The sequence below is a fragment of the Arthrobacter sp. TJ-240 genome, from assembly GCF_058269195.1.
Genome location: NZ_JBZCNG010000002.1, coordinates 335,255 through 354,112 on the forward strand (window position 1 = coordinate 335,255; position 18,858 = coordinate 354,112).

Sequence of the window (18,858 nt, forward strand, 5' to 3'; positions counted from 1 at the left end):
CAGGAGTATTCAGACATGACTGCACCCCAGATCTACATCAGCTTCCCGGGGACCGCGCGCGAAGCGCTCGGCTTCTACGCAGAGACCTTCGGCGGCGAACTGTCCCTGCACACCTATCAGGACTTCTCACGGCAGGACGGCCCGCCGACCGCCATCGCCCACGGCACACTGGACGGCCCCGTGGCGCTGGCGGGAGCAGACGCGGCCGCAGGTGAGGCGACCGTGCGCTGCGAGGGGCTGATGCTCTCCTTGCTGGGCACCGCCGAGCCTGCGGTCCTCCACGCTTGGTTCGCGAGGCTCTCCGTCGGCGGGTCCGTCGTCGATCCTCTGGCGAAGAGACCCTGGGGCGGGTCGGACGGGCACGTGGTCGACCGCCACGGACTCCACTGGCTCATCGGGTACGAGCCCGACGCCTGATCCACGCCTATCCGGGTGTCGGGCGCGAAGCGCGCCCGACCGGCTCAGACCTGGGGACCGCGCCGCGGCGGCTCAGGCCGGGATGACGATCACTTTTCCTGCAACGCGCCCGGCGCCGGCCTCGGCATGGAGGGCGGGCAGTTCCGGGAGCGTGATCCGGCGCGTCACCTCGACGGTGAGCGCGCCGTCGTCGACCAGCGACACGAGTTGCGCGAGCCGGTCGCGGTTCGGAAGGACGAACACAGTCCTCGCCCGCACAGCCCTGGTGTCGTCACCAGGGGTCGCCATGAAGGCCGTCGTGCTCACGACGACGCCTCCGTCGCGGACGGCGGAGACGTAGGCGACGAACCGGTCCGGATCGAGAGGTGCAAGATTCAGCAATACGTCGACCTGCCCGTCGAGGGCGCTGATCAGGTCCGTGTCGGTGTGGTCGACGATCTGGTCGGCCCCGGCAGCGCGCACGGCGTCGATACTGCGCGGGCTGGCCGTGGCGATGACGTGGACACCCGCGCGCTTGGCGAGCTGGATGGCGTACTTGCCCACGACACCGCCCGCACCGACGATCAGGACGCGCCGGCCCGCCTCCAGCTCGCCCTCGTCGAACAGCGCCTGCCACGCCGTCAAGGCCACCGACGGCAGCCCCGCAGCATCGGCCAGGGGGATGCTCGTCGGCGCTGCGACGACCGCGTCCGCTGGTGCGATGACGTACTCGGCAGCTCCGCCGTCGCGCTCCATCGGCAGGAAGGCGATCACCGGGTCGCCGACCGCCAACCCGTCGACGCCGCCACCGATCGCGTCGATGGTGCCGGAGACGTCGTAGCCCGGCACATGCGGCAGCTGGATCGGGATCGGGAGGAACCCGGCACGCATGCCGTCGTCGGCAGCACTGAACGCCGACGCGGCGACGCGCAACCGCACCTGCCCGGCGGCCGGGGTGGGCTGCTCGATCTCGCCGTACTGCAGGACTTCGGGTCCGCCGGTCTCGTGGTACTGGATCGCCTTCATGGTCTCGCCTTCCATTAGTTGCTTCGAGTTCGAAGCAGATACAAGGAGAGTACACCACTTCGAACTCGAAGCAACCCCTCTAGAATCGGAGGATGACCGAAGGACCCGCTCCACTGACGCCGACACAGCTCGATGCCTACTTCGCCTTCACGGAGGTGAGCAGTCTTCTGCGCCCTGCGGTCGAGAAGCAGCTCCGAGACGTCGGAGCCCTGAGCTACGTCCAGTTCCAGCTCCTGGCACGCCTGGGAGATGCCCCCGACGGGCACCTGCGCATGACCGATCTCGCCGATGGTGTGGTCTACAGCCGGAGCGGCCTGACCTATCAGGCGCAGCTGCTCGACCAGCGCGGCCTGGTGACCCGCTCACCCTCGCCCGACGACGAGCGCAGTACCGTCGTCGCGATCACCCCGGCGGGACGCGACGTTCTCACGGCGGTGTTCCCCGGCCATATCGAGGCCGTCCGCCAGCTCCTGTTCGCGCCCCTCGATGACGAGGACGCAGGCGAACTCGCCCGCATCCTCGGTCGAGTCAGCGCGCATCTCCGGGCAGCCCCGCCGCGCTCGGCGGCTCGACGACGGAAGGCGTGATTTCCTCGACAGGGGGTGGATTCCGGGGGTCGATTTGGTGCCTGTTGGTAGTGTGCCTGCTTGGTCGTGGTTAAGAAGCTAGCCGGGATCAGTGCGTAATGAACGGCTGTCCCATGACCAGTGCGTATGAGCCTTCTGTAGCCCTGTCCGGGGCTCTGTCCAGCGTCGAGACCTTCCTCGACTGTCCTACCGGCACCGTGGAGCACTACTTCTCCGACGGAATCTTCCACTGGTCGGACGAGCTGTACCGCATCCACGGCTACGAACGCGGCGAGGTCGTTCCGACCCTCGAGCTGGGCATGTCACACATCGTCCCGTCCGAGCGCGCCGCCGCCGAGGCGTTCTGGGCCCAGGTGACGACAACCGGCGGACCGGCGTCGATCTACACCGCCATCCGCTCCCTCACGGGGCAGACGCGCAACCTCCTCATCTCCGCGGATCTGATCCTCGGCGACGGGCGGTCCGTCGGGGTGTGGGCGCTGGTCGTCGACCTGACACGGTCCATGCACATCGACCGGCACCAGCTCGCGAGCGAGGCCGTCGCCGCGTCCGCGCTGAACCGGGCCGTCATCGAGCAGGCCAAGGGCATCCTCATGGCACGCGCGGGCCTGACCGCCAGTGAAGCGTTCACCCGCATCAGCAGCTACAGCCAGCGCACCAACCGCAAGGCCGTCGTGATCTGCCAGGAGATCATCGACCGCACCTACCAGCTCGCCGGGCAGGTGAGCGAGCAAGCCCTCGCAGACCTGATGCCCGCACCTCGCGCAGCAAGCCCGGTGGCGGGTCCCGGCCCGGGAGCCTGAACTCCTCCCGGCGACCGCGGCCTCCCTCCTATGCGTTGCTCGATCTGGGTGCGCCCATTCCGGGGTTCACCCTGTGCGGGCCCGCGGCCGAGGGCCGGACGTCGAAGTCGAAGATCGCGGTGGGGATGTAGACCGTCGAGCAGGAGTTGGGGATGTCCACCACGCCGGACAGCCTGCCCTCGATGGGCGCCGATCCGAGGAGCAGGTAGGCCTGCTCCGGGCTGTAGCCGAACTTCGTGAGGTAGTCGATCGCGTGCAGGCAGGCGCGCTGGTAGGACAGGTGCGAGTCGAGGTAGTGCTGCTTGCCGTCCAGGGTCACCGACGTGCCGGAGAAGGCGATCCATTCGCTGTACCGAGGGTCCACGATGCCGGGCATGAAGATGGCGTTCTCACTCACCCCATAGGTGTCCATGCCGCCCTTGATGACGTCGACCCTGAGATCGATGAAGCCGCCCATCTCGATGGCGCCGCAGAAGGTGATCTCACCGTCCCCCTGGGAGAAGTGAAGATCGCCCAGGGAGAGATTCGCGCCGTCCACGAACACCGGGTAGAAGATCCGTGAGCCCTTCGAGAGGTTCTTGATGTCCTGGTTGCCACCGTTCTCCCGGGGCGGCGCCGTGCGGGCCGCCTCCGCGGCCACCCGATCGATCTCGGATTCGGCCAGGCTTCCGAGCACGGCGTGTCGGGGCTCGGGCGGCAGCGCAAGCGGCGGCACCCGGTTCGGATCCGTAGCGATCAGATCCCCCTCACGCTTGTTCCACTTCGCCAGCAGACCGGCGGATGGCGCAGTTCCCATCAGGCCTGGGTGGATGAGCCCGACGTAGGACACCTCCGGCACATGCCGCGACGACGCCACCTGCCCGGAGAAGTCCCAGATGGCCTTGTAGGCGTCAGGGAACTGCTCGGTCAGGAAGCCTCCGCCGTTGTTCCTGGAGAAGATCCCCGTATAGCCCCAGCCCTGCCCTGCCAATGGCCCGGAGTCCTCCTGCGGGATGGGACCGACGTCGAGGATGTCCACCACGAGAAGGTCCCCCGGCTTCGCCCCTTCGACGGCGAACGGGCCGCTGAGCTTGTGGACGGTCAGCAGCGGAGCGTTGAGGATGTCGTCCGCGGAATCGTCGTTGACGATCGCGCCGTCGAACCACTCGCGGCAGTGGACCCTGAAGGAATCCCCCGGCTTCACCGTGGCGACCGGCGGGATCTCGGGATGCCAGCGGTTGTGTCCGACTTTCTCCTGGTCCTCGAATTTCCTGGTCGAATCGAGTGGGAATATGACGTCAGGCATTTCATCTCCTTTGATGATTGTCGCCGTGCCGAGAACTAGGGCCGCGGCAGTTTCCGATGGAGCGGATTGGACGAGTGGAGCGGGGCGCTGCGGGGACCCGCCGACGGTAGCGATCCGGAGACGACCTGCGGTTCCGATGCGCTCTGGCTGGTCGCATCGAGCAATCGGAACGCCGCAGTTCCCGTCCTGGCGAGGTGAGGAGCGGTGAAGCGTCGCACGGCAGGCTCCCCGCAGGTGGGGCAGGCATCCACTCCCTGTGCTGCGCCCATGGCGCGGACGACTTCGAAGACATCGCACCGGGGACAGCGATACTCGTAGATCGGCATTCGGAGGACCTTTCTTCCCGATGAGCGATGATCAGGCGGGCGAGACCGCAGTACCTTCCCGCGACGACGCCGTGCCGTGCGGGATACCTCTCCTGCCGAGGACGAATGCCACCCCGAGGGCCGCAGCCGCAGCGACCGCCACCAGCACCGCCAGGACCGCGTTCGTCTCGTACCTGCCCACCAGCAGGAAGAACGCCGGGATGGTGCCGGTGAGATGGGCGACGAAGATGGTGAACCAGCCTGTGGCATAGGTCAGCGATTCCTTCCCCAGCCCCAGCAGGAGGAAGAACAGCAGCCACAGGATGGCCCAGGTCCACCAGATGACGCCGAAGACGGGATCCCCCACGAGGGTGAACTGGAGGGCGCCTATCACCACGGCACACGTCGCGACGAACAGCGAGAACCAGCCCAGCCCCTCGCCACTGATCCCGGTGATCTGGAGGATGCCTACGTACAGGTAGGTGAACCCGAAGAGATACAGGCCGGCCGCACCGAAGATCGTCGGGAGGTCGTTGTCGGCCTGTACCAGGATGATCGTCGGGAAGACCACCTGCATCGTCCCGACGAAGAAGTTGAGGATGGCCGCTGATCTGCCGGGGACCACCCCGATGAGCATGAGCCCGTTGATGAAGAGGACGGCGCCGACGTACAACAGACCAACACTGCTCATGGTCGCTCCATTGCGAAACGAAGAGTGGGAAAGTGACACGGGAAGGCTGTCTCCGACTGCACCTGTGGGCGGTGCGGGAACAGCGGTCGGGATCACCGGCGTTCGGTTGTGCGGCGAGCCTAGCCCCGGGCAATTTCGCTGTCAACGGGGCGGTCCGGGTCACGAAGCCGGCCGGTCCCAGCAGGGCCGAGGGGTATGACTCCGCAGGTTTCAGATCTTCCATGTGGCCCACCTTCCACAGCATGTCGTCATGGAAACTCTCGTTGTAGTACGCGATCACGCGTCATTCGCTTCGGACTGGCGCGAATTGAACGATGGATCAGACCTGGACCTTGCTCTTGATCTGTGCGAATTCGTCAGCGCTGATGGCTCCAGAACCCAAGAGGGCTTCAGCTTTCGAGAGCTCCTCGCTGGGACTGACTGTAGCGACCTGCCTGATATACGCCTGGGCAGATTCATACTGTCTTTCTGATGCCTCGCGAGAGCGCTGTGCCATGCCCTTGCCACGAACGACCATGTAGACAAGCGCGGTCAGGAATGGGATGAAGATCATAAGAACGACCCACACGGCCTTCATCAATCCGCTCACCTCGTGGTCGCCGAAGAGATCCCGCATCACTTCGAACAGCACAAATAGATAGACGATGAAGAAATAGGCCATGAAGAACCACCAGATAATGTCCCAAAAACTTTCCCAAAGACTCATGTGAACTCGCTGCTTTCGAATCGCGCAGCCACTTTCGTCGCTGCTTCAATTGCGTGAATGAGCTTGAAAGCGATCCGGCGTTGCTCTCCGAAGTTGTCCAGGCTCCGTTACGAACGCAGCCACTGTTGCGTTCGTACGACGCCGGCGGCTGCCGGTGCCGGTCGACCACAAGGCGTAAGGACATGATCTGCCTGCACACCGGACGGCACCTCACCTATCGGGGGTTAGATTGCTCTACAGCTGAGTTCCAGGCCGGCGGTAAGTCCTAGGCGGAACGAGCATGTTCGAGGTGTGCGCCGTGGATCTGAATGGCCTCTTCGTCGGAGAAGGGTGGGGAGAAGCAACGGCCAGGACCACCCGGACCAGGTGATCCCACCATGCCCCCGTCGTGGTGCCATGGGCTCGGAAAGGACGACCCATGTGCCGATGGCTGGCGTACTCCGGAGGTCCTCTGAACCTGGGAGACCTACTGTACAAACCCGCCCGATCAATCGTGATGCAAAGCAAACACTCGCGGATGGGTGCCGAAACGACCAACGGGGACGGATTCGGGGTCGGGTGGTACTCGAAGCTACCCCGTCCCGGCGTTCTCCATAGCACCGAACCAGCGTGGAGCGACCACAACCTGCGAGCGCTCTCGGAGCAGGCGTGGCCCACCCGTGTCAGCGTCGATACCGCGAGCGCCAGGAGGACAACGCCCGCCGCGATGATCACGACGTTGCCGGCCCATGCTGCTGCGGCCCTCACGCCCCTGGGCAGCATGGGGACCCGGCAGGCGGCGCAGTGGGGGTGATGTCGGTGGGCGTGATGTCGGTGGGCGTGCCGGCGTGCTCGTCCGCGATCCCCTGTCTGACACGTTCCGGCATGGCCGGGTGTCGGCCAGCTGTGTTGTCGTGCTCCGGTGGGATCATTACGGAGTGTCTGTTCCCGAACTGCGTCCGCTGCCGGCAGGCGAGGTGGAGTTGCATGACGCTCGACGTCGACGCAGGTGGTCCGTGCAGCTCGAACCGTACGAGATCGGGGCCTTCCCCGTCTCCGAGGCCCAGTACACGCACGTGATGGGAGGTGCTGGATCGGCGGTGAGCTCGCCCATCGTGGACCTGAGCTGGCTGGACGCCGTCAGGTTCTGCAACGCGGCGTCGATTCACGCCGGGCTCCCACCCGTTTATGTGCTCGATGAAGGCACTGTGACGTGGCAGACCGAAGCTTCGGGGTACCGGCTGCCGACGGAAGCCGAGTGGGAGTATGCCTGCCGTGCCGGCACGAAGGGGCCGCACTACCAGTCCCTCGAGCGCATCGCGTGGACCGCCGATGATGAGGTGGACCGGCCGCAGCCCGTCGGGTCGAAGCAGGCCAACGCCTTCGGGCTGTACGACACCCTCGGCAATGTCTGGGAGTGGTGCTGGGATCTGCTCGATCCAGCGCGCTACGGAGACTACCGGGTCTTCCGCGGAGGTGGATTCGCTGACGAACGGTGGAGCGTCCGCGCATCGACCCGGCGGGGCGGAGCGCCTGGGATGAGTCATCCCGACGTCGGCCTGCGGCTGGCGAGAGGCACGCTCGATGCAGGCCAGGCAGCACAGGGCTGGTCAGCAAGGACAGATGCCGAACGAGGAGCCATCAGCGGAGCGTTGCCGTCAGGTTGGACCCCCCGACGGTCCTGACCCGGACGAGCACCGCCCAGCAGCCGAGTGGCGTCGGTCGTGGGTCGTGCGTCGTGCGTCGTGCGTCGAGTGATCCTTCGGCGTCCGTCAGTCGGTACCTGCCGATGGGCCGGCAGTCGTCCTTGGAGGAGCCTTCACGGACCACGGCGGTCCTATCGCCGGAACGGGCGGATGGACGGGATCGAAGGCGGGCCGTCATGGTCCGAAAATGAAAGAGTCGACGATCGGGCCTGCACCGGCCTGGTCGAGGTACTCGTTGAGGGTGTGCGGCTGGAGCAGGGCGGTCACCTCGATCGCGACGTTCCCGCCCTCCCAGTCAAGGAGGATGAGGCGCATTTCCAGGGGGATGCCGATGACGTGATGGAAGTCGGAGATCCCGCCTCCGATGAGGACGGGAACGGCGTCGGTGGCACCGGGCGGACAGGAGTTCTCCCATCCATCGTCGACCCTGAGGTCGAGCGCCACTCCGGTGAGCCCGCCCACTGTCACCGGAACGTCCCGCCCGATCTCGAGGCCCGGTATCGAGCGGTAGTAGGCAGCGAGTTCCTCGGCGCTCGCGCCGATTCCGGGTTGCGCTTTCTCACCGCAGGGAGCCGGTGCACGGACGTCCTGGTAGATGCCGATGTAGCTGCCACCCCAGGTAGCCTCCTCAGGATCATCGACCCTGCTCAGCAGCACCTGACCCGGTAGGTCCTCACGATTCGTCCAGCCCTCGGCCACCGTGTACGCGAGCGCTGGTTCGAAGGACGTCGTCGCATAGTCCCCCGCAGCGAGAGTGCCCAGGCACACACCACCGTGTGAATCCGGACATACGAACGCGTCGGATTTCTCCGGTGTGTCCAGCGTGGCTCCCGCGGGTGCCGCGGTCCGAGCGGCAGCGGCAACCTCGTCATCGTCCAGGGGACGAGGCCATGTCCGCACGTCCGTGATGATCCCGTCGAAGAAGTCAGAGGGCTGTCTGCGCGTCTGGGCCCGGCCGAACAGCAGCGGACCGCCTGCCTGGTACACACGGTCCGTGGCGATACCCTGGTCACTCACCGGGTAGCCGTTGAGGAAGAATCGAGCCCGTCCACTGTCGGCGTCGTAGACCCCGGCGAGATGCACCCACGTGTCCGGTTCCACGCTCACCCGGGTCTCCCGATCCCTGTTGGTCACGAAGTCGTCTCCGTTTCCATCGTCGGGCTTGACCGAGAAGGACCAGAATCCTTCGGCGACGCCCAGATAGAACGCACCGGCGACGTCTCCCGCCTGGCTGAGGACCACCGAGTACTCGGCGGGTTGCCCCACCGGGCGAGCCCACGCGCTGACGGTGAAACTGGAATCCGTGGCGATGGGGCCAGGCGGGGAGGTGCTGGCGTAGGAGGTACTGCCCACCCGCAGGCCCTCGCCTGTCCATCGGGCTCCGTTCTCGGCGGATAACGCTCGATCTCCGACCGACGGATCAGGGCTCGTCAGCGACCAGACATTCTCGGCCCCCGATTCCTCGGGGGCGCCACAGGCGTTCAGGGTTCCGACCAGGATCCCGACGAGGAGCATCACGACGGCACGCGGCCGACCGTGAACTCCTGATCGCGAGGACGCGGCCCGTCCCGCGGTGATATCCCTGCTGAACATGATGATCTCTCGTCATTGTGGGAAGGCTCGAGGAGAACGTCCGATGATGCGGACGACGAATCAGGTGCGTCCAGGAGACCATGACCGGGTCACCGACAGGATGAAGGCGGGCTGTCAGGGTACGCCTGACGCACGACCATGAACAGGGCGGAGCGCGCAGCAGCCATCATCGTCGCTTCGTCGCGCGCCCGGTCCCATCGGGCACGCCAGATCGGTGCCGATTCTATGTCTGCGTGGAGGACGCGGGTAGGGTTGCGGCAATGTCGTTAAGCAGTGGCGGCGGAGCTGGCCCGGGCAGTGATGCGCCCGGTTCTGCTCCAGCTCGGTGTACGAGCTCAGTGCACGCGACGACCGAGGTGGCATCCCTCATGACCTCGAACAATGAAGCTTTTTTCGAGACGGCGCAAGCCGGATTCAGCACACGTCACGAACACCATGCACAGCAATGGTGGCAGGGCCGTGAGACTGGTGGCCCCGAGGTGGAGACGGCGGCCATCCTGCAGGACCTCGTGCTCGACAGCGCCGATGTGACGGAGTTCCTGACCGGGCTCGCAACCCTCGCCGCCACGCGCCTCTCAGGCCCTGGGGACCCTGGCCACGGGATCGCGTGCGGGGTGACGCTGCTGCGACCCCGCAAGCACGGGACGGTCGCCAGCAGCAGCCCATCAGCCCACTCGATGGATGAACTCCAATACGGATTCGGTGACGGCCCCTGCCTGACAGCTGCACGCACCAGGACGACGGTGTACGTCGAGGATGTGTTGTCGGACAACCGGTGGACGGACTACTTCCAGGCAGTCGTGGCTCACAAGGTCCGGTCCATCCTCGCTGTGCCGATCCTCCTCGACGGTGAGGCCGCAGCGGCCCTGAACCTCTACGCCCCCACAGCGGATGCGTTCGACGCGGGGAGCATCGACGATGCGCAGCAGTTCGCCCGGGAGGCTTCGCAAGGCCTCCGGCTTGCCGTGCGGGTCGCGCACCTGACCGACGCCGGCCAGAACCTCACGACGGCGATGCAGTCACGGACAACGATCGATCTTGCCGTCGGCATCATCATGGGGCAGAACAGATCGAGTCAGGAACAGGCCATGATGATCCTGAAAGCCGCTTCCAGCGCCCGAAACATGAAGTCGCGCGACGTCGCCGCCGCCGTCGTGCGGTCCGTCAACGCCAAGGACCCGACGACGCACTTCGACCAGTGACGCCGAAGACAATGCCCCGTCATGTAAACAATTCTTGACACAGCTCAGGGGTAGGCATAGCTTGACCGTGTCAAATAATTTTTACATGGGAGTGGCTGTGTCGGCACAGGAGAAGAGCGCCTGGATCCTCGGGATCGTTGCGGTACTCGGGTACTCGATCTACCTCGGTCTACTGCTCGGCAGCGGCTTCGGCGCACTGACGGACCGCCCCTACGCGCCGATCATGCTCTGGACCATCGGCGGCGGAATCCTTGCCGGCATCGTGATCAACATCCTCGTCGGCATCGTCTCCGGCATGTTCCGCCGGGATGCCCGACGCGTCGATCAGCGGGACCGGCAGATCACGCGATTCGGCGACCAGGTCGGCCAGTCGTTCGTCATCCTCGGCGCTGTCTCGGCGCTGTTGCTGGCGGTGCTCGAGGCGGACTTCTTCTGGATCGCGAATGTCATCTACCTGGGGTTCGTGCTGTCCGCGATCCTCGGATCGATGACCAAGGTCGTAGGGTACCGGCGAGGGCTGCCGGAATGGTGAAGCCCACCCGCGTACGCAACAGGATCCGCACCCTGCGCGCGACCTACGGCGAGATGACGCAGGCCGAGCTGGCCGACCGGATCGGCGTCACCCGCCAGACCGTGATCGCCATCGAGCAGGGCCGCTACTCCCCCACCCTCGAGCTCGCGTTCCAGATTGCGCATGTCTTCGGCGTCGGACTCGATGCCGTCTTCCAATATCCGGACACCGACGAAGGAGCATCCACATGAGGGCGATCACGCAGGATCGATACGGAGACGCGGAGGTGCTGCGCCTCGAGGAGGTCGAGCGGCCGGAGCCCGGACGCAAACAGGTCCTCATCCGCACCCGGGCGGCGGGCGTCGATCCCGGCGTGTGGCACGTCATGGCGGGCCTGCCCCTCGGCGTGCGGCCGGCCTTCGGCATCCGCGGACCGCGCCAGCGCACCCGCGGAACGGATGTCGCGGGAATCGTGGAAGCCGTCGGCCCCGAGGTCAGCCGGTTCACGCCGGGCGACGAGGTCTTCGGCGTCGGATCCGGCAGCTTCGCAGAGTTCACGCTTGCTTCGTCGGAGAAAGGGCTGGCACGCAAGCCTGCCGGGCTGAGCTTCGCCGAGGCGGCGATTATCCCGGTCTCCGGCTGCACAGCGCTTCAGGGTCTCCGCGCGGGCGGCGTGGCAGCAGGCACACGCGTGCTCGTGCTCGGCGCTTCCGGCGGCGTCGGATCGTTCGCGGCACAGGTGGCGAAGGTGTTCGGCGCCCACGTCACCGGAGTTGCAAGCACGAACAAGCTCGACTTCGTCCGCGACCTCGGCGCTGACGAGGTGCTCGACTACAAGCAGCAGGACCCTGTGGACGGCACACGCCGCTACGACCTCATCCTGGACACCGGCGGCAACCGCCCGCTGCGGAACCTGCGGCGGGCCCTCGCCCCCGATGGAACGCTCGTCATCGTCGGCGGTGAGGGCGGCCGCGGATTGCTTGGCGGTTTCGAACGGGCGATGCTCGGCGCGCCGGCTCTGTCGCTCGTCACACGTCAAAAACTCCGGGGTCTCATGGCGACCACGAGCCACGACGATCTCGTCACACTCACCGAGTTGGTCGAGGCGAGTGGGCTTCGCGCACCACTCGATCGCACCTTTCCCCTCGAGGAGGCTCCGGACGCCATCCGCTACCTGCATGAAGGGAAGGTGCGCGGCAAAGTCGCCATCACGATCTGACTCCTTGACCGCTGTCGTGGTTTGCGTTGCCCGGGCCCGCTCTCGGGGAGCTGATCCATGAGTTAAGGCGTTGCGAGGACGAGCGCCATGCTGAGAAGGCCCATGATCAGCGTCGTTGCAGTGACCAGTCCGGGGAGCACTCCATCTCGTCGGCGCAGTGGCGCGACCGATCCGGTCACCGGGCGGTGATGGGGCGGGTATCGTCGTCGCGCCTCGGCGAGGAGCAGGAGGGAGGAGATCACGCCCAGGAGTGAGGGGGCGAGCATCCAACCCCCGAGGACCTCGGGCAGTACCCGTAGTGAGACGAGTGAGGCTGCTGTGAGCACGAGTGCGGTGCGCCACCAGGCCATCACGGTGCGCTCGGGCTGGAGACCGCCGTCAGCGTCCTGCGCGCCCGGGGGTGTGCTGCTCATGCAAGGATCACGCCGAGGAACACGAGCAGCCCGCCCGCAATGGCCGCGATGCTCATCGGCAGTGCGAGGAGTGCCGGTGGCAGGGGGTCTTGCTGACGGATGGCTCGCTCCGCCCGGTACCAGCCGAGCCAGGCCTGGAGGGAAGCCGCGATGCCGGTGAGGATCAGGAGCAGTGCTGCCGCTAGTTGCAGGTCCGGCTGTAGGCGCAGGTTCAAGGCGCCCAGAGCGACGCCGCCTGCAAGGAGTGCCAGTGAGGTACGAATCCAGGCGAGGAAGGTGCGCTCGTTCGCGAGCGAGAAGCGGACGTCGGGTTCGATGCCGTGGCCGTACACTCCTGTGGGGAACCGCTTCATCGAGTGCTCGCAGCCCGGGCGAGGGTGATCGCGGTTCCTTCCTCGCACACGGCACCGTGGAAGGCATCAATCACACTGCGGTCGATGTCACGGCTACGGGAGGCGTGGCTGAGCACTTCCAACGGCGCGATTCTCACGGGATCTTCCTCCTGGGCCAGCAGCTCCTCATCCGGAAATCCTCTCATCGACTGAAGCTGGACAGCTTCACCCCAGAGGAGTGACATGCCCCAGGCGAACCGCCCCCGGAACGGTGGAGAACGCCCTTGCCATGATTGCAGTCGACGACAACCGATGATCAGGGCCGCGGAAGTGTGAGTCCGATAGAGCGCACGGGTAGCGATGTCAGCCCCACCATAGGGTTCGCTTCCCACTTGCTCGCGGGCTTTCATCCGGAAAAGGTGAGGTCCTCACTGCCCGGCGGACGGTCGCTGCAACAATTGCCGCAGCGGCCGTCCGCCGGGCAGTGACGCCGGCAGACGTCAGCGATACGGACGTAGACCTACGAGGGAGCTTCCAGTGTCACAATCACACCCTTTCCTTACCTGCCTCGCTGCGACGGGAGTAGTGGTCATGGCGCTGACGGGCTGCGGGTCCGATGCGCCAAGCAGTACGCCGACCAGCACTGAAAGTCCCAGCACCAGCCCGAGCCCGAGCAGCAGCCCGAGCACCAGCAGCAGTCAGGATCAGGCCGACGAGGAACGTCTCTGTGAAACCGCTACGGCTTTCGACGGCGCGGTGACCGATTTCGTGACGATCCTTACCCCGGAGGTCACGATCGAGCAGCTCCGGGAGGGTCGGGATGAGGTCAAAAGGACCTACACCGACATGGAGAGGGCCGCGATGGACGTCGCCGCGGACCGCCTCGCCGACGTCACTGCTGCTGAGAAGCAGCTTGAGGAATCCGTCGCGGATATCCCTGATCAGGCCACGGTGCGTCAGGCGGTCGGTTCGCTCCGAGACGAAGCAGCCGAACTTCGGGCTGCCCTTGGTGGTCTCATCGAGGAGGTCCAGTGCCAGGACCCGGCTGCTTGAGGCAAAGTTGCACACCCCGAATATCGACCGGATTGCCGATGAAGGGGCTCGCTTCACCGCTACTACGGGGAGCAGGGCTGCACAGCCGGCCGCCGCCTTCATCTGCGGGCACAATCCCATCAGGACAGACCTGACGAAGGTAGGCATGCCCGGAGCTGCGCTTGGCCTGCAACCGGAGGATCCGACAATCCGTCAGCGCCGTCCTGGACCGGGACGCAATGAGCTTCGATGGATGGCGAAAATAGGCCTTTCCGCGAACGCACGCGGCATGGAAGACCAGTCGGATGCCCGGAGCCTCGCGTTCGAGCCGGACGGGTTCGTTGCTGACCCCTCAGCGGCGCGGACGTTCAGCGACGGTCACCGATGAAGCCCCGCCGCTCCATCTGGCGGTCGGGCTACTGGATAGTGCTTGTGCTCCTGGCACTGTCCTACACCTTCTGCGCGATCCAGGGTTCGCAGTATCCGAGCGTCTTCGCCCTGTTGTGGCAACTCGGCACCGTCGCCGCCACACTCAAGGTCGCTGAGGTCAGTGCGCGAGCCCGGTACACCGGATGGGTGGCACTGGCGGTGACCGGGCTGGCTCTGGTGGTGGTGTTGACCGAGGGCCTCGAAGGACGACTGCTCAACGTGTTGCTCACGTCGGCATCACTGGTGGCCTATCTCCTCGCGCCGGCGATCATCATCTCCCACCAGTCAGGACGAAAGCAGGTCGACGGCCAGACGCTGCTTGCTTCCATCGCTGCGTACATCATGGTCGGCATGTTCTTCACCTTCGTCTACAACCTGATCGGGCTCACGACCACAGAACCCTTGTTCGGCGTCGGTAATGACGATTCGCTGAGCAGCCAACTGTTCTTCTCCTTCACCACGCTGACGACGACGGGTTACGGCAATCTGGTTCCGGTCGGGGCCCTTGTCCAGACCGTCGCTATCGCAGAGGCGATCACGGGTCAGCTGTTCCTCGTGATAGCGGTCGCGGGAGTCGTCTCCGCCTGGCGGCCACCGGCGCGGGGCTCAGCGTAGAAGCCAGTCGGCGCTAACCGGACCAGAGGCTGACCGATGAAGAGGAGGACGTAGGTCAACGAGTCGATCGCGACCGCGATTGTCAGGATCAGAGGAACATCCTCACCCGATGCGATGGAGATGCCGTAGGACTCACGCACACGGAACCACTTCTTGGATACGGTCGCGACTGGTCGATTGTCACGCTCGATCTGGTACTCGTGGTCGACAACGTTCCCGGGCGCCTTCATCTCGGCGCCGCTCCTCACCTGGATCGAGAAGCGATCCCGGATCCCCACCAATGCTTTGTGGATCGTCGCGGCTTGGCAGAGTTTCGATGCAACGCCTGACCAACGACAGCAACGGACCCGTCGACAGCAGTTCCGGCACGTAGCGGCAGGGGATTCTCCTTCGCCGTCGTCGCCACCGAAGGACGCTGTGCAGGCGTCGGGTGATGATGGCCTGTCAAATGGTCAGTCGATGCGCTTCCCGGTCTTCAGGACGCCGGCAAGGATGATGACGAACAGGCCGGCAAACGGTACGACGAGGAGCCCGTAGCGAAGGTCGGTGGCGTCGGCGATCGCGCCGACGATGGGTGGCGAGATCAGGAATCCTACGCGAAGCAACCAGCTGAGGATGGTCAGTCCGGCACCCGTTCTGAAACCGGGCAGCTCATCGGCAGCTTGCATTGCGGCCGGTATCAGGGTGGCGACGCCCAGACCGGCGAGGCCGAATCCGATGATGGTCGACGGGATACTCGGCACGAGGAGGGCTGTGCCCATGCCGGTGAGGACGATGATCCCGCCGAGGCGGGCGATGAGTTGTTGGCCGAACCTGTCGACCAGGCGGTCGCCGAAGAGCCGGCCGATGAACTGCATGCCCTGCAGGGCGATGAATCCGAGTCCGGCCGCGAAGGACGAGGCGGCGAGAGAACCGCTGAGATAGATCGCGGCCCAGGAACTTCCCGCGTCCTCTACCAGGGCTCCGGAGGAGGCGAGGATCACCAGTGCGGCCAGGACCGCGTACTTGCTGGTTGCAGCACGTCGTTTACGGACGCCTGGTTCCGTGGTCGTCGCCTCGCGGTGCGTGATGCCAGCGGCGGTTTCGGCGTGGAGGGGCTCAGGCCCCTGCAGCAGGAGACGGTAGATGCCGGCAGCTGCGGCACTGAAGATGAGGGCGGTCAGCCCCAGGTGCAGAGCGCGAGCCACACCGACTTCCGCGGCCAACGCGCCGAGAGCACCGCCAGCGACTGCTCCGATACTCCAGACGGCGTGGAACGAGTTCAGGATGGACCGCTTGTACAGTTTCTGTACGCGCAGCCCGTGTGAGTTCTGGGCGACGTCGGTGATCGAGTCCATGGCTCCGGCGATGAAGAGCCCTCCAGCCAGGACGGCCCAGCTCTGGCCTGTGGCTGCGACGAAGATGCCCGCCGCGGCCGCGAACGTCGCAGCGATGGCCACTCTCGAGGAACGGTACCGCCGAATCAGGACACCCGCGGTCAGACCTGCCAGCAAGGCCCCCAACGGGTACGCCGCGACCGCCGCACCGAACGCAGTATTCGTCAGCCCCAGCGCCTCCTTGATCTCCGGATACCGCGGAAGGATGCTGGCGAAGATGGCGCCGTTGGTGAAGAACAGGACGGAGACAGCGAACCTGGCCCGTGAAGCATCACGGGTGGGAGCAATCTGAGCGGGACGTGCGAGGACCATGAAGGGCCTTTCCTATGACAGGTCTGTAAGGGCGGGACGGAAGGGCAGGGGCGTCAGGCCCCCTACCTCACGAGCGGGCTCCGGAAACCAGCTGGATTCGACCCGGAGGGCTCGGCCGCAGGGTCCCTGCACCTGTTCGAGGTGAATACGGCGAACCTGATGCACCGCCCTGGCACGGTGCTGTCGACTCAGCGAATACGTGCGAGATCCCGCCGGATATAGCGCAAGTGCGCCCACTCCTCCTCCAGGATCACGCGAAGGCAGTCACCGACGGTGGGCCGCCAGTCACCGCCGCCCCACGGGTCCGCGCGTTCCTCCGCGAGCACCTCCGGCGAGGCTGCGGCCAGGAAGCCGGTCACCTGCAGCTGCCGCTCGGCCCGCACGTCGAGTATCTCCTCGTATGTCGGCGGGTCGACGCGGAAGACCGACAGGTCGAAGCCCATCTCGCCCGCACCCGTGAAGGGCTGCCCGATCTCGTGGAACGGCTGCTCCATCCGAAGGATTCCACCGCGGAGCCACGCATCGGTTGCCAGAACGAGGTGTCGCAGGGTCTGGGCCAAGGACCACTCGTCCTCCACGCAGGCATCCACCAGCCCCGGCGGCGTACCCGTCACCGTGTCCTGCCACGCGGACTGCACAGCGACCCACCCCTCCCGTAGGCCTTCGGGCGTCTGCGCCTTCTGCAGCTCGCGGCCGGGGAACTGCCGGTTGAGTTCGGCATCCACAAGTGGCACCACGTCGACCCCGTTGACGAGAAGGCTGCCGAAAAACAGGTCGTGGCTGTCGATGTCGAGTCCGTCGACGTCGACGCCGCGCATCACCATGCCGCTGACATCGGAGAATCGGAGGGTGGCGCCCTTGAAGCTCGCCCTGACGAAGGTCGCGCCTTCGAAATCTTTCGTGCCGGAATAGGTCGTCATGGTCCCAGTATCACCGCTGTCGGGGACCACCCCTCGGGTCCCACGCGGGGACCACGGTCCGGCATCAAGCATGATCGGTTCGAGGGCTGCGGGTAACTCGAAGCCGATGAGAGGGGCGGGGTGCAATCGGTGCGGCCTCAGTACATGGCTCTCCAGGAGAGGACCGATGCTCCTGCTTTCAGTGCTGCTGCGGCGGGCACAACTCTGATCATGGTGTTGCGGACAGTGATGCTGATCCTGCTTTCGAGGCCGGCCCCCACTCGCCCAGCGCTTCGTGACTGTCGGGCTATCTTCTGCGTGCGGGGGCGGCGAAGTGCGTCGAACGTGCTCAATGCGGCCTGCAGGGACGCTCCCTCGTTGACGGGTCGTCCGATCAGAAGTCCGATGCATGCGCCGTCCTCCAGTGAAGAGTTCGCTCCCTGTCCCATCGTGGGGATCATGGCGTGTGCTGCGTCGCCGATGAGCACCACGCGTCCAAAGACATAGGTCCTGAGATCAGGGGCGAGGTCATGGACGTCGTGTCGCATGACCTGGTCGCTCGGCGTGTGATCGATGAGAGGTTGCACGGGGTCTGCCCATGTCCTGAAATGATGCAGAGCCGCGGTCTTCTCATCGGGCCAGCGATGGCCTTCCTTCGAGGAGGTGTACCCGTACCAGTACACCTGTGCAGGTCCGATACGTACGGCCCCGAACTCTGTTCCCGGACCCCATCGGACAGTGAAATCGTCGGTGACGAGCGCCGAGTCGGCGACGATTCCCCGCCACGATGATTTGCCACTGAACCGAGGCACCGTGGTGGGAGCAACGAGGCCCCTGACCGCGCTCCGAAGACCGTCGGCGCCGATGACAAGGTCGGCATCGTAGGACACGGCACCCTTCGCGCTCACACAGTTCACTCGCGCCCTGGCTCCGCTCGGTGTACCCGGGGTGACGCTGATCACCCGGGCACCAGTCACCAGCACGGCCCCTTGAGCCGCAGCAAGCAGCAAGCCATGAAGGTCCTGTCGGTGAATCCCGTAGATCTCCTGGCTCGAGTCCGATGGACCGGCGAGTGGAACGCGCAGCAGCCATGAGCCGTGTTCATCGGTGGTACCGGCCATACGTACCCGATGACCGGAAATGCGGACAGCGGCGTCAACACCAAGAGCTGCCAGAGCCGACATCCCATTGGGAGTGATGGCCAGGCCTGCACCGACCTCCGTGAAGGCCTGAGCCCGCTCGAGCACGGTCACCGTCCAGCCCTCACGTACGAGCGAAACCGCCGCAGCCAGACCGGCAACGCCCCCGCCGACAACTACTGCGTGGTGCTCGACCGTCATGACAACACCCTTTCACTGCCTCGCTGCCCGAGCCTACGCCGAGCAGCACCGATTGATCGCCGCCGTCGGGCCGTGACCGCTCGGTTCGTGAGTGGGCTCCT

The 18,858-nt window shown here is 65.6% G+C and carries 23 protein-coding genes and 1 pseudogene; 11 read left to right on the plus strand and 13 right to left on the minus strand.

Annotated elements, in window-relative coordinates:
• Positions 1-15 precede the first annotated feature (15 nt).
• Complete coding sequence (locus tag AC4D2C_RS06220) at positions 16-417, plus strand: VOC family protein (protein ID WP_490913443.1); 402 nt, start codon at positions 16-18, stop codon at positions 415-417.
• Positions 418-489: 72 nt separating this feature from the next.
• Here the strand turns inward: AC4D2C_RS06220 and AC4D2C_RS06225 are convergent, their stop codons facing one another.
• On the minus strand, positions 490-1,422 hold the full coding sequence (locus AC4D2C_RS06225) for an NADP-dependent oxidoreductase (RefSeq protein ID WP_490913445.1): 933 nt from the start codon (positions 1,420-1,422) through the stop codon (positions 490-492).
• 92 nt (positions 1,423-1,514) lie between these two features.
• Between AC4D2C_RS06225 and AC4D2C_RS06230 the strand changes: the two genes are divergently transcribed.
• Entirely contained in the window at positions 1,515-2,009 is a 495-nt protein-coding gene (locus AC4D2C_RS06230; protein ID WP_490913446.1) for a MarR family winged helix-turn-helix transcriptional regulator, read from the plus strand.
• 113 nt (positions 2,010-2,122) lie between these two features.
• Positions 2,123-2,812 (plus strand): ANTAR domain-containing protein, encoded by a 690-nt coding sequence (locus tag AC4D2C_RS06235; RefSeq protein WP_490913447.1) that lies wholly within the window; start codon positions 2,123-2,125, stop codon positions 2,810-2,812.
• A 28-nt stretch (positions 2,813-2,840) separates the two neighbouring features.
• Here AC4D2C_RS06235 and fmdA read toward each other — a convergent pair whose 3' ends face one another.
• From fmdA to AC4D2C_RS06255, 4 genes are all read right to left on the minus strand, one after another.
• Positions 2,841-4,097 (minus strand): formamidase, encoded by a 1,257-nt coding sequence (gene fmdA / locus AC4D2C_RS06240; protein ID WP_490913449.1) that lies wholly within the window; start codon positions 4,095-4,097, stop codon positions 2,841-2,843.
• 35 nt (positions 4,098-4,132) lie between these two features.
• Positions 4,133-4,423 carry an FmdB family zinc ribbon protein gene (locus tag AC4D2C_RS06245; protein ID WP_490913451.1) on the minus strand — a complete coding sequence of 97 codons (291 nt, stop codon included), beginning with the start codon at positions 4,421-4,423 and terminating at the stop codon, positions 4,133-4,135.
• A gap of 31 nt (positions 4,424-4,454) precedes the next feature.
• Positions 4,455-5,093: an AmiS/UreI family transporter gene (locus AC4D2C_RS06250; RefSeq protein ID WP_490913453.1), complete on the minus strand. Its 639-nt coding sequence runs from the start codon at positions 5,091-5,093 to the stop codon at positions 4,455-4,457.
• A 319-nt stretch (positions 5,094-5,412) separates the two neighbouring features.
• A complete protein-coding gene (locus AC4D2C_RS06255; RefSeq protein ID WP_490913454.1) occupies positions 5,413-5,799 on the minus strand; it encodes a PLDc N-terminal domain-containing protein in 387 nt (128 codons plus the stop codon).
• A gap of 517 nt (positions 5,800-6,316) precedes the next feature.
• On the opposite strand from AC4D2C_RS06255, the gene AC4D2C_RS06260 reads away from it, so the two are divergent.
• Positions 6,317-6,592, plus strand: coding sequence for a class II glutamine amidotransferase (locus AC4D2C_RS06260; protein WP_490913456.1), 276 nt, complete (start codon positions 6,317-6,319; stop codon positions 6,590-6,592).
• A gap of 124 nt (positions 6,593-6,716) precedes the next feature.
• Entirely contained in the window at positions 6,717-7,463 is a 747-nt protein-coding gene (locus AC4D2C_RS06265; RefSeq protein ID WP_490913457.1) for a formylglycine-generating enzyme family protein, read from the plus strand.
• 195 nt (positions 7,464-7,658) lie between these two features.
• Here the strand turns inward: AC4D2C_RS06265 and AC4D2C_RS06270 are convergent, their stop codons facing one another.
• Complete coding sequence (locus AC4D2C_RS06270) at positions 7,659-9,077, minus strand: LamG domain-containing protein (protein WP_490913459.1); 1,419 nt, start codon at positions 9,075-9,077, stop codon at positions 7,659-7,661.
• A 368-nt stretch (positions 9,078-9,445) separates the two neighbouring features.
• Between AC4D2C_RS06270 and AC4D2C_RS06275 the strand changes: the two genes are divergently transcribed.
• From AC4D2C_RS06275 to AC4D2C_RS06290, 4 genes are all read left to right on the plus strand, one after another.
• Positions 9,446-10,279, plus strand: coding sequence for a GAF and ANTAR domain-containing protein (locus AC4D2C_RS06275; protein WP_490913461.1), 834 nt, complete (start codon positions 9,446-9,448; stop codon positions 10,277-10,279).
• Between the two features lie 85 nt (positions 10,280-10,364).
• The gene (locus AC4D2C_RS06280; RefSeq protein ID WP_490913463.1) at positions 10,365-10,811 is read left to right on the plus strand and encodes a hypothetical protein; all 447 of its coding nucleotides are present in this window, start codon (positions 10,365-10,367) and stop codon (positions 10,809-10,811) included.
• Positions 10,805-11,041, plus strand: a complete 237-nt coding sequence (locus AC4D2C_RS06285; RefSeq protein WP_490913465.1) for a helix-turn-helix transcriptional regulator — start codon at positions 10,805-10,807, stop codon at positions 11,039-11,041. The genes AC4D2C_RS06280 and AC4D2C_RS06285 overlap by 7 nt, the downstream gene beginning before the upstream one ends.
• Positions 11,038-12,009, plus strand: coding sequence for an NAD(P)-dependent alcohol dehydrogenase (locus tag AC4D2C_RS06290; RefSeq protein WP_490913466.1), 972 nt, complete (start codon positions 11,038-11,040; stop codon positions 12,007-12,009). The genes AC4D2C_RS06285 and AC4D2C_RS06290 overlap by 4 nt, the downstream gene beginning before the upstream one ends.
• 62 nt (positions 12,010-12,071) lie before the next feature.
• Here the strand turns inward: AC4D2C_RS06290 and AC4D2C_RS06295 are convergent, their stop codons facing one another.
• From AC4D2C_RS06295 to AC4D2C_RS06305, 3 genes are read right to left on the minus strand one after another with little or no spacing between them, the layout of a single operon-like run.
• Complete coding sequence (locus AC4D2C_RS06295; protein ID WP_490913468.1) at positions 12,072-12,422, minus strand: DUF202 domain-containing protein; 351 nt, start codon at positions 12,420-12,422, stop codon at positions 12,072-12,074.
• Positions 12,419-12,775 (minus strand): YidH family protein, encoded by a 357-nt coding sequence (locus AC4D2C_RS06300; protein WP_490913470.1) that lies wholly within the window; start codon positions 12,773-12,775, stop codon positions 12,419-12,421. Before AC4D2C_RS06300 ends, AC4D2C_RS06295 begins: the two co-directional genes overlap by 4 nt.
• Positions 12,772-12,999, minus strand: a complete 228-nt coding sequence (locus tag AC4D2C_RS06305) for a hypothetical protein (RefSeq protein ID WP_490913472.1) — start codon at positions 12,997-12,999, stop codon at positions 12,772-12,774. The genes AC4D2C_RS06300 and AC4D2C_RS06305 overlap by 4 nt, the downstream gene beginning before the upstream one ends.
• A 511-nt stretch (positions 13,000-13,510) precedes the next feature.
• Between AC4D2C_RS06305 and AC4D2C_RS06310 the strand changes: the two genes are divergently transcribed.
• Both AC4D2C_RS06310 and AC4D2C_RS06315 read left to right on the plus strand, forming a co-directional pair.
• Positions 13,511-13,807: a hypothetical protein gene (locus AC4D2C_RS06310; RefSeq protein WP_490913474.1), complete on the plus strand. Its 297-nt coding sequence runs from the start codon at positions 13,511-13,513 to the stop codon at positions 13,805-13,807.
• Positions 13,808-14,218: 411 nt separating this feature from the next.
• Positions 14,219-14,830 carry an ion channel gene (locus AC4D2C_RS06315; RefSeq protein ID WP_490913476.1) on the plus strand — a complete coding sequence of 204 codons (612 nt, stop codon included), beginning with the start codon at positions 14,219-14,221 and terminating at the stop codon, positions 14,828-14,830.
• On the opposite strand, the pseudogene AC4D2C_RS06320 reads toward AC4D2C_RS06315, so the two are convergent.
• The 4 genes and pseudogenes from AC4D2C_RS06320 to AC4D2C_RS06335 all read right to left on the minus strand — a co-directional run.
• A pseudogene (locus tag AC4D2C_RS06320) lies at positions 14,758-15,156 on the minus strand (LURP-one-related/scramblase family protein); the annotation flags it as partial. The gene AC4D2C_RS06315 and the pseudogene AC4D2C_RS06320 sit on opposite strands and share 73 nt — an antisense overlap.
• Before the next feature lie 126 nt (positions 15,157-15,282).
• Positions 15,283-16,518 (minus strand): MFS transporter, encoded by a 1,236-nt coding sequence (locus tag AC4D2C_RS06325; protein WP_490913477.1) that lies wholly within the window; start codon positions 16,516-16,518, stop codon positions 15,283-15,285.
• Positions 16,519-16,706: 188 nt separating this feature from the next.
• Positions 16,707-17,438, minus strand: coding sequence for a DinB family protein (locus AC4D2C_RS06330; RefSeq protein WP_490913478.1), 732 nt, complete (start codon positions 17,436-17,438; stop codon positions 16,707-16,709).
• Between the two features lie 137 nt (positions 17,439-17,575).
• Positions 17,576-18,757 carry an FAD-dependent oxidoreductase gene (locus tag AC4D2C_RS06335; protein WP_490913480.1) on the minus strand — a complete coding sequence of 394 codons (1,182 nt, stop codon included), beginning with the start codon at positions 18,755-18,757 and terminating at the stop codon, positions 17,576-17,578.
• Positions 18,758-18,858 lie beyond the last annotated feature (101 nt).

Bases quoted from the DNA above. Each gene is read 5' to 3' on its own strand.
- AC4D2C_RS06220 (WP_490913443.1), top strand. From the start codon at position 16: ATGACTGCACCCCAGATCTACATCAGCTTCCCGGGGACCGCGCGCGAA.
- AC4D2C_RS06225 (WP_490913445.1), bottom strand. From the start codon at position 1,422: ATGAAGGCGATCCAGTACCACGAGACCGGCGGACCCGAAGTCCTGCAG.
- AC4D2C_RS06230 (WP_490913446.1), top strand. From the start codon at position 1,515: ATGACCGAAGGACCCGCTCCACTGACGCCGACACAGCTCGATGCCTAC.
- AC4D2C_RS06235 (WP_490913447.1), top strand. From the start codon at position 2,123: ATGACCAGTGCGTATGAGCCTTCTGTAGCCCTGTCCGGGGCTCTGTCC.
- fmdA (WP_490913449.1), bottom strand. From the start codon at position 4,097: ATGCCTGACGTCATATTCCCACTCGATTCGACCAGGAAATTCGAGGAC.
- AC4D2C_RS06245 (WP_490913451.1), bottom strand. From the start codon at position 4,423: ATGCCGATCTACGAGTATCGCTGTCCCCGGTGCGATGTCTTCGAAGTC.
- AC4D2C_RS06250 (WP_490913453.1), bottom strand. From the start codon at position 5,093: ATGAGCAGTGTTGGTCTGTTGTACGTCGGCGCCGTCCTCTTCATCAAC.
- AC4D2C_RS06255 (WP_490913454.1), bottom strand. From the start codon at position 5,799: ATGAGTCTTTGGGAAAGTTTTTGGGACATTATCTGGTGGTTCTTCATG.
- AC4D2C_RS06260 (WP_490913456.1), top strand. From the start codon at position 6,317: ATGGGTGCCGAAACGACCAACGGGGACGGATTCGGGGTCGGGTGGTAC.
- AC4D2C_RS06270 (WP_490913459.1), bottom strand. From the start codon at position 9,077: ATGTTCAGCAGGGATATCACCGCGGGACGGGCCGCGTCCTCGCGATCA.
- AC4D2C_RS06275 (WP_490913461.1), top strand. From the start codon at position 9,446: ATGACCTCGAACAATGAAGCTTTTTTCGAGACGGCGCAAGCCGGATTC.
- AC4D2C_RS06280 (WP_490913463.1), top strand. From the start codon at position 10,365: ATGGGAGTGGCTGTGTCGGCACAGGAGAAGAGCGCCTGGATCCTCGGG.
- AC4D2C_RS06285 (WP_490913465.1), top strand. From the start codon at position 10,805: ATGGTGAAGCCCACCCGCGTACGCAACAGGATCCGCACCCTGCGCGCG.
- AC4D2C_RS06290 (WP_490913466.1), top strand. From the start codon at position 11,038: ATGAGGGCGATCACGCAGGATCGATACGGAGACGCGGAGGTGCTGCGC.
- AC4D2C_RS06295 (WP_490913468.1), bottom strand. From the start codon at position 12,422: ATGAGCAGCACACCCCCGGGCGCGCAGGACGCTGACGGCGGTCTCCAG.
- AC4D2C_RS06300 (WP_490913470.1), bottom strand. From the start codon at position 12,775: ATGAAGCGGTTCCCCACAGGAGTGTACGGCCACGGCATCGAACCCGAC.
- AC4D2C_RS06305 (WP_490913472.1), bottom strand. From the start codon at position 12,999: ATGTCACTCCTCTGGGGTGAAGCTGTCCAGCTTCAGTCGATGAGAGGA.
- AC4D2C_RS06325 (WP_490913477.1), bottom strand. From the start codon at position 16,518: ATGGTCCTCGCACGTCCCGCTCAGATTGCTCCCACCCGTGATGCTTCA.
- AC4D2C_RS06330 (WP_490913478.1), bottom strand. From the start codon at position 17,438: ATGACGACCTATTCCGGCACGAAAGATTTCGAAGGCGCGACCTTCGTC.
- AC4D2C_RS06335 (WP_490913480.1), bottom strand. From the start codon at position 18,757: ATGACGGTCGAGCACCACGCAGTAGTTGTCGGCGGGGGCGTTGCCGGT.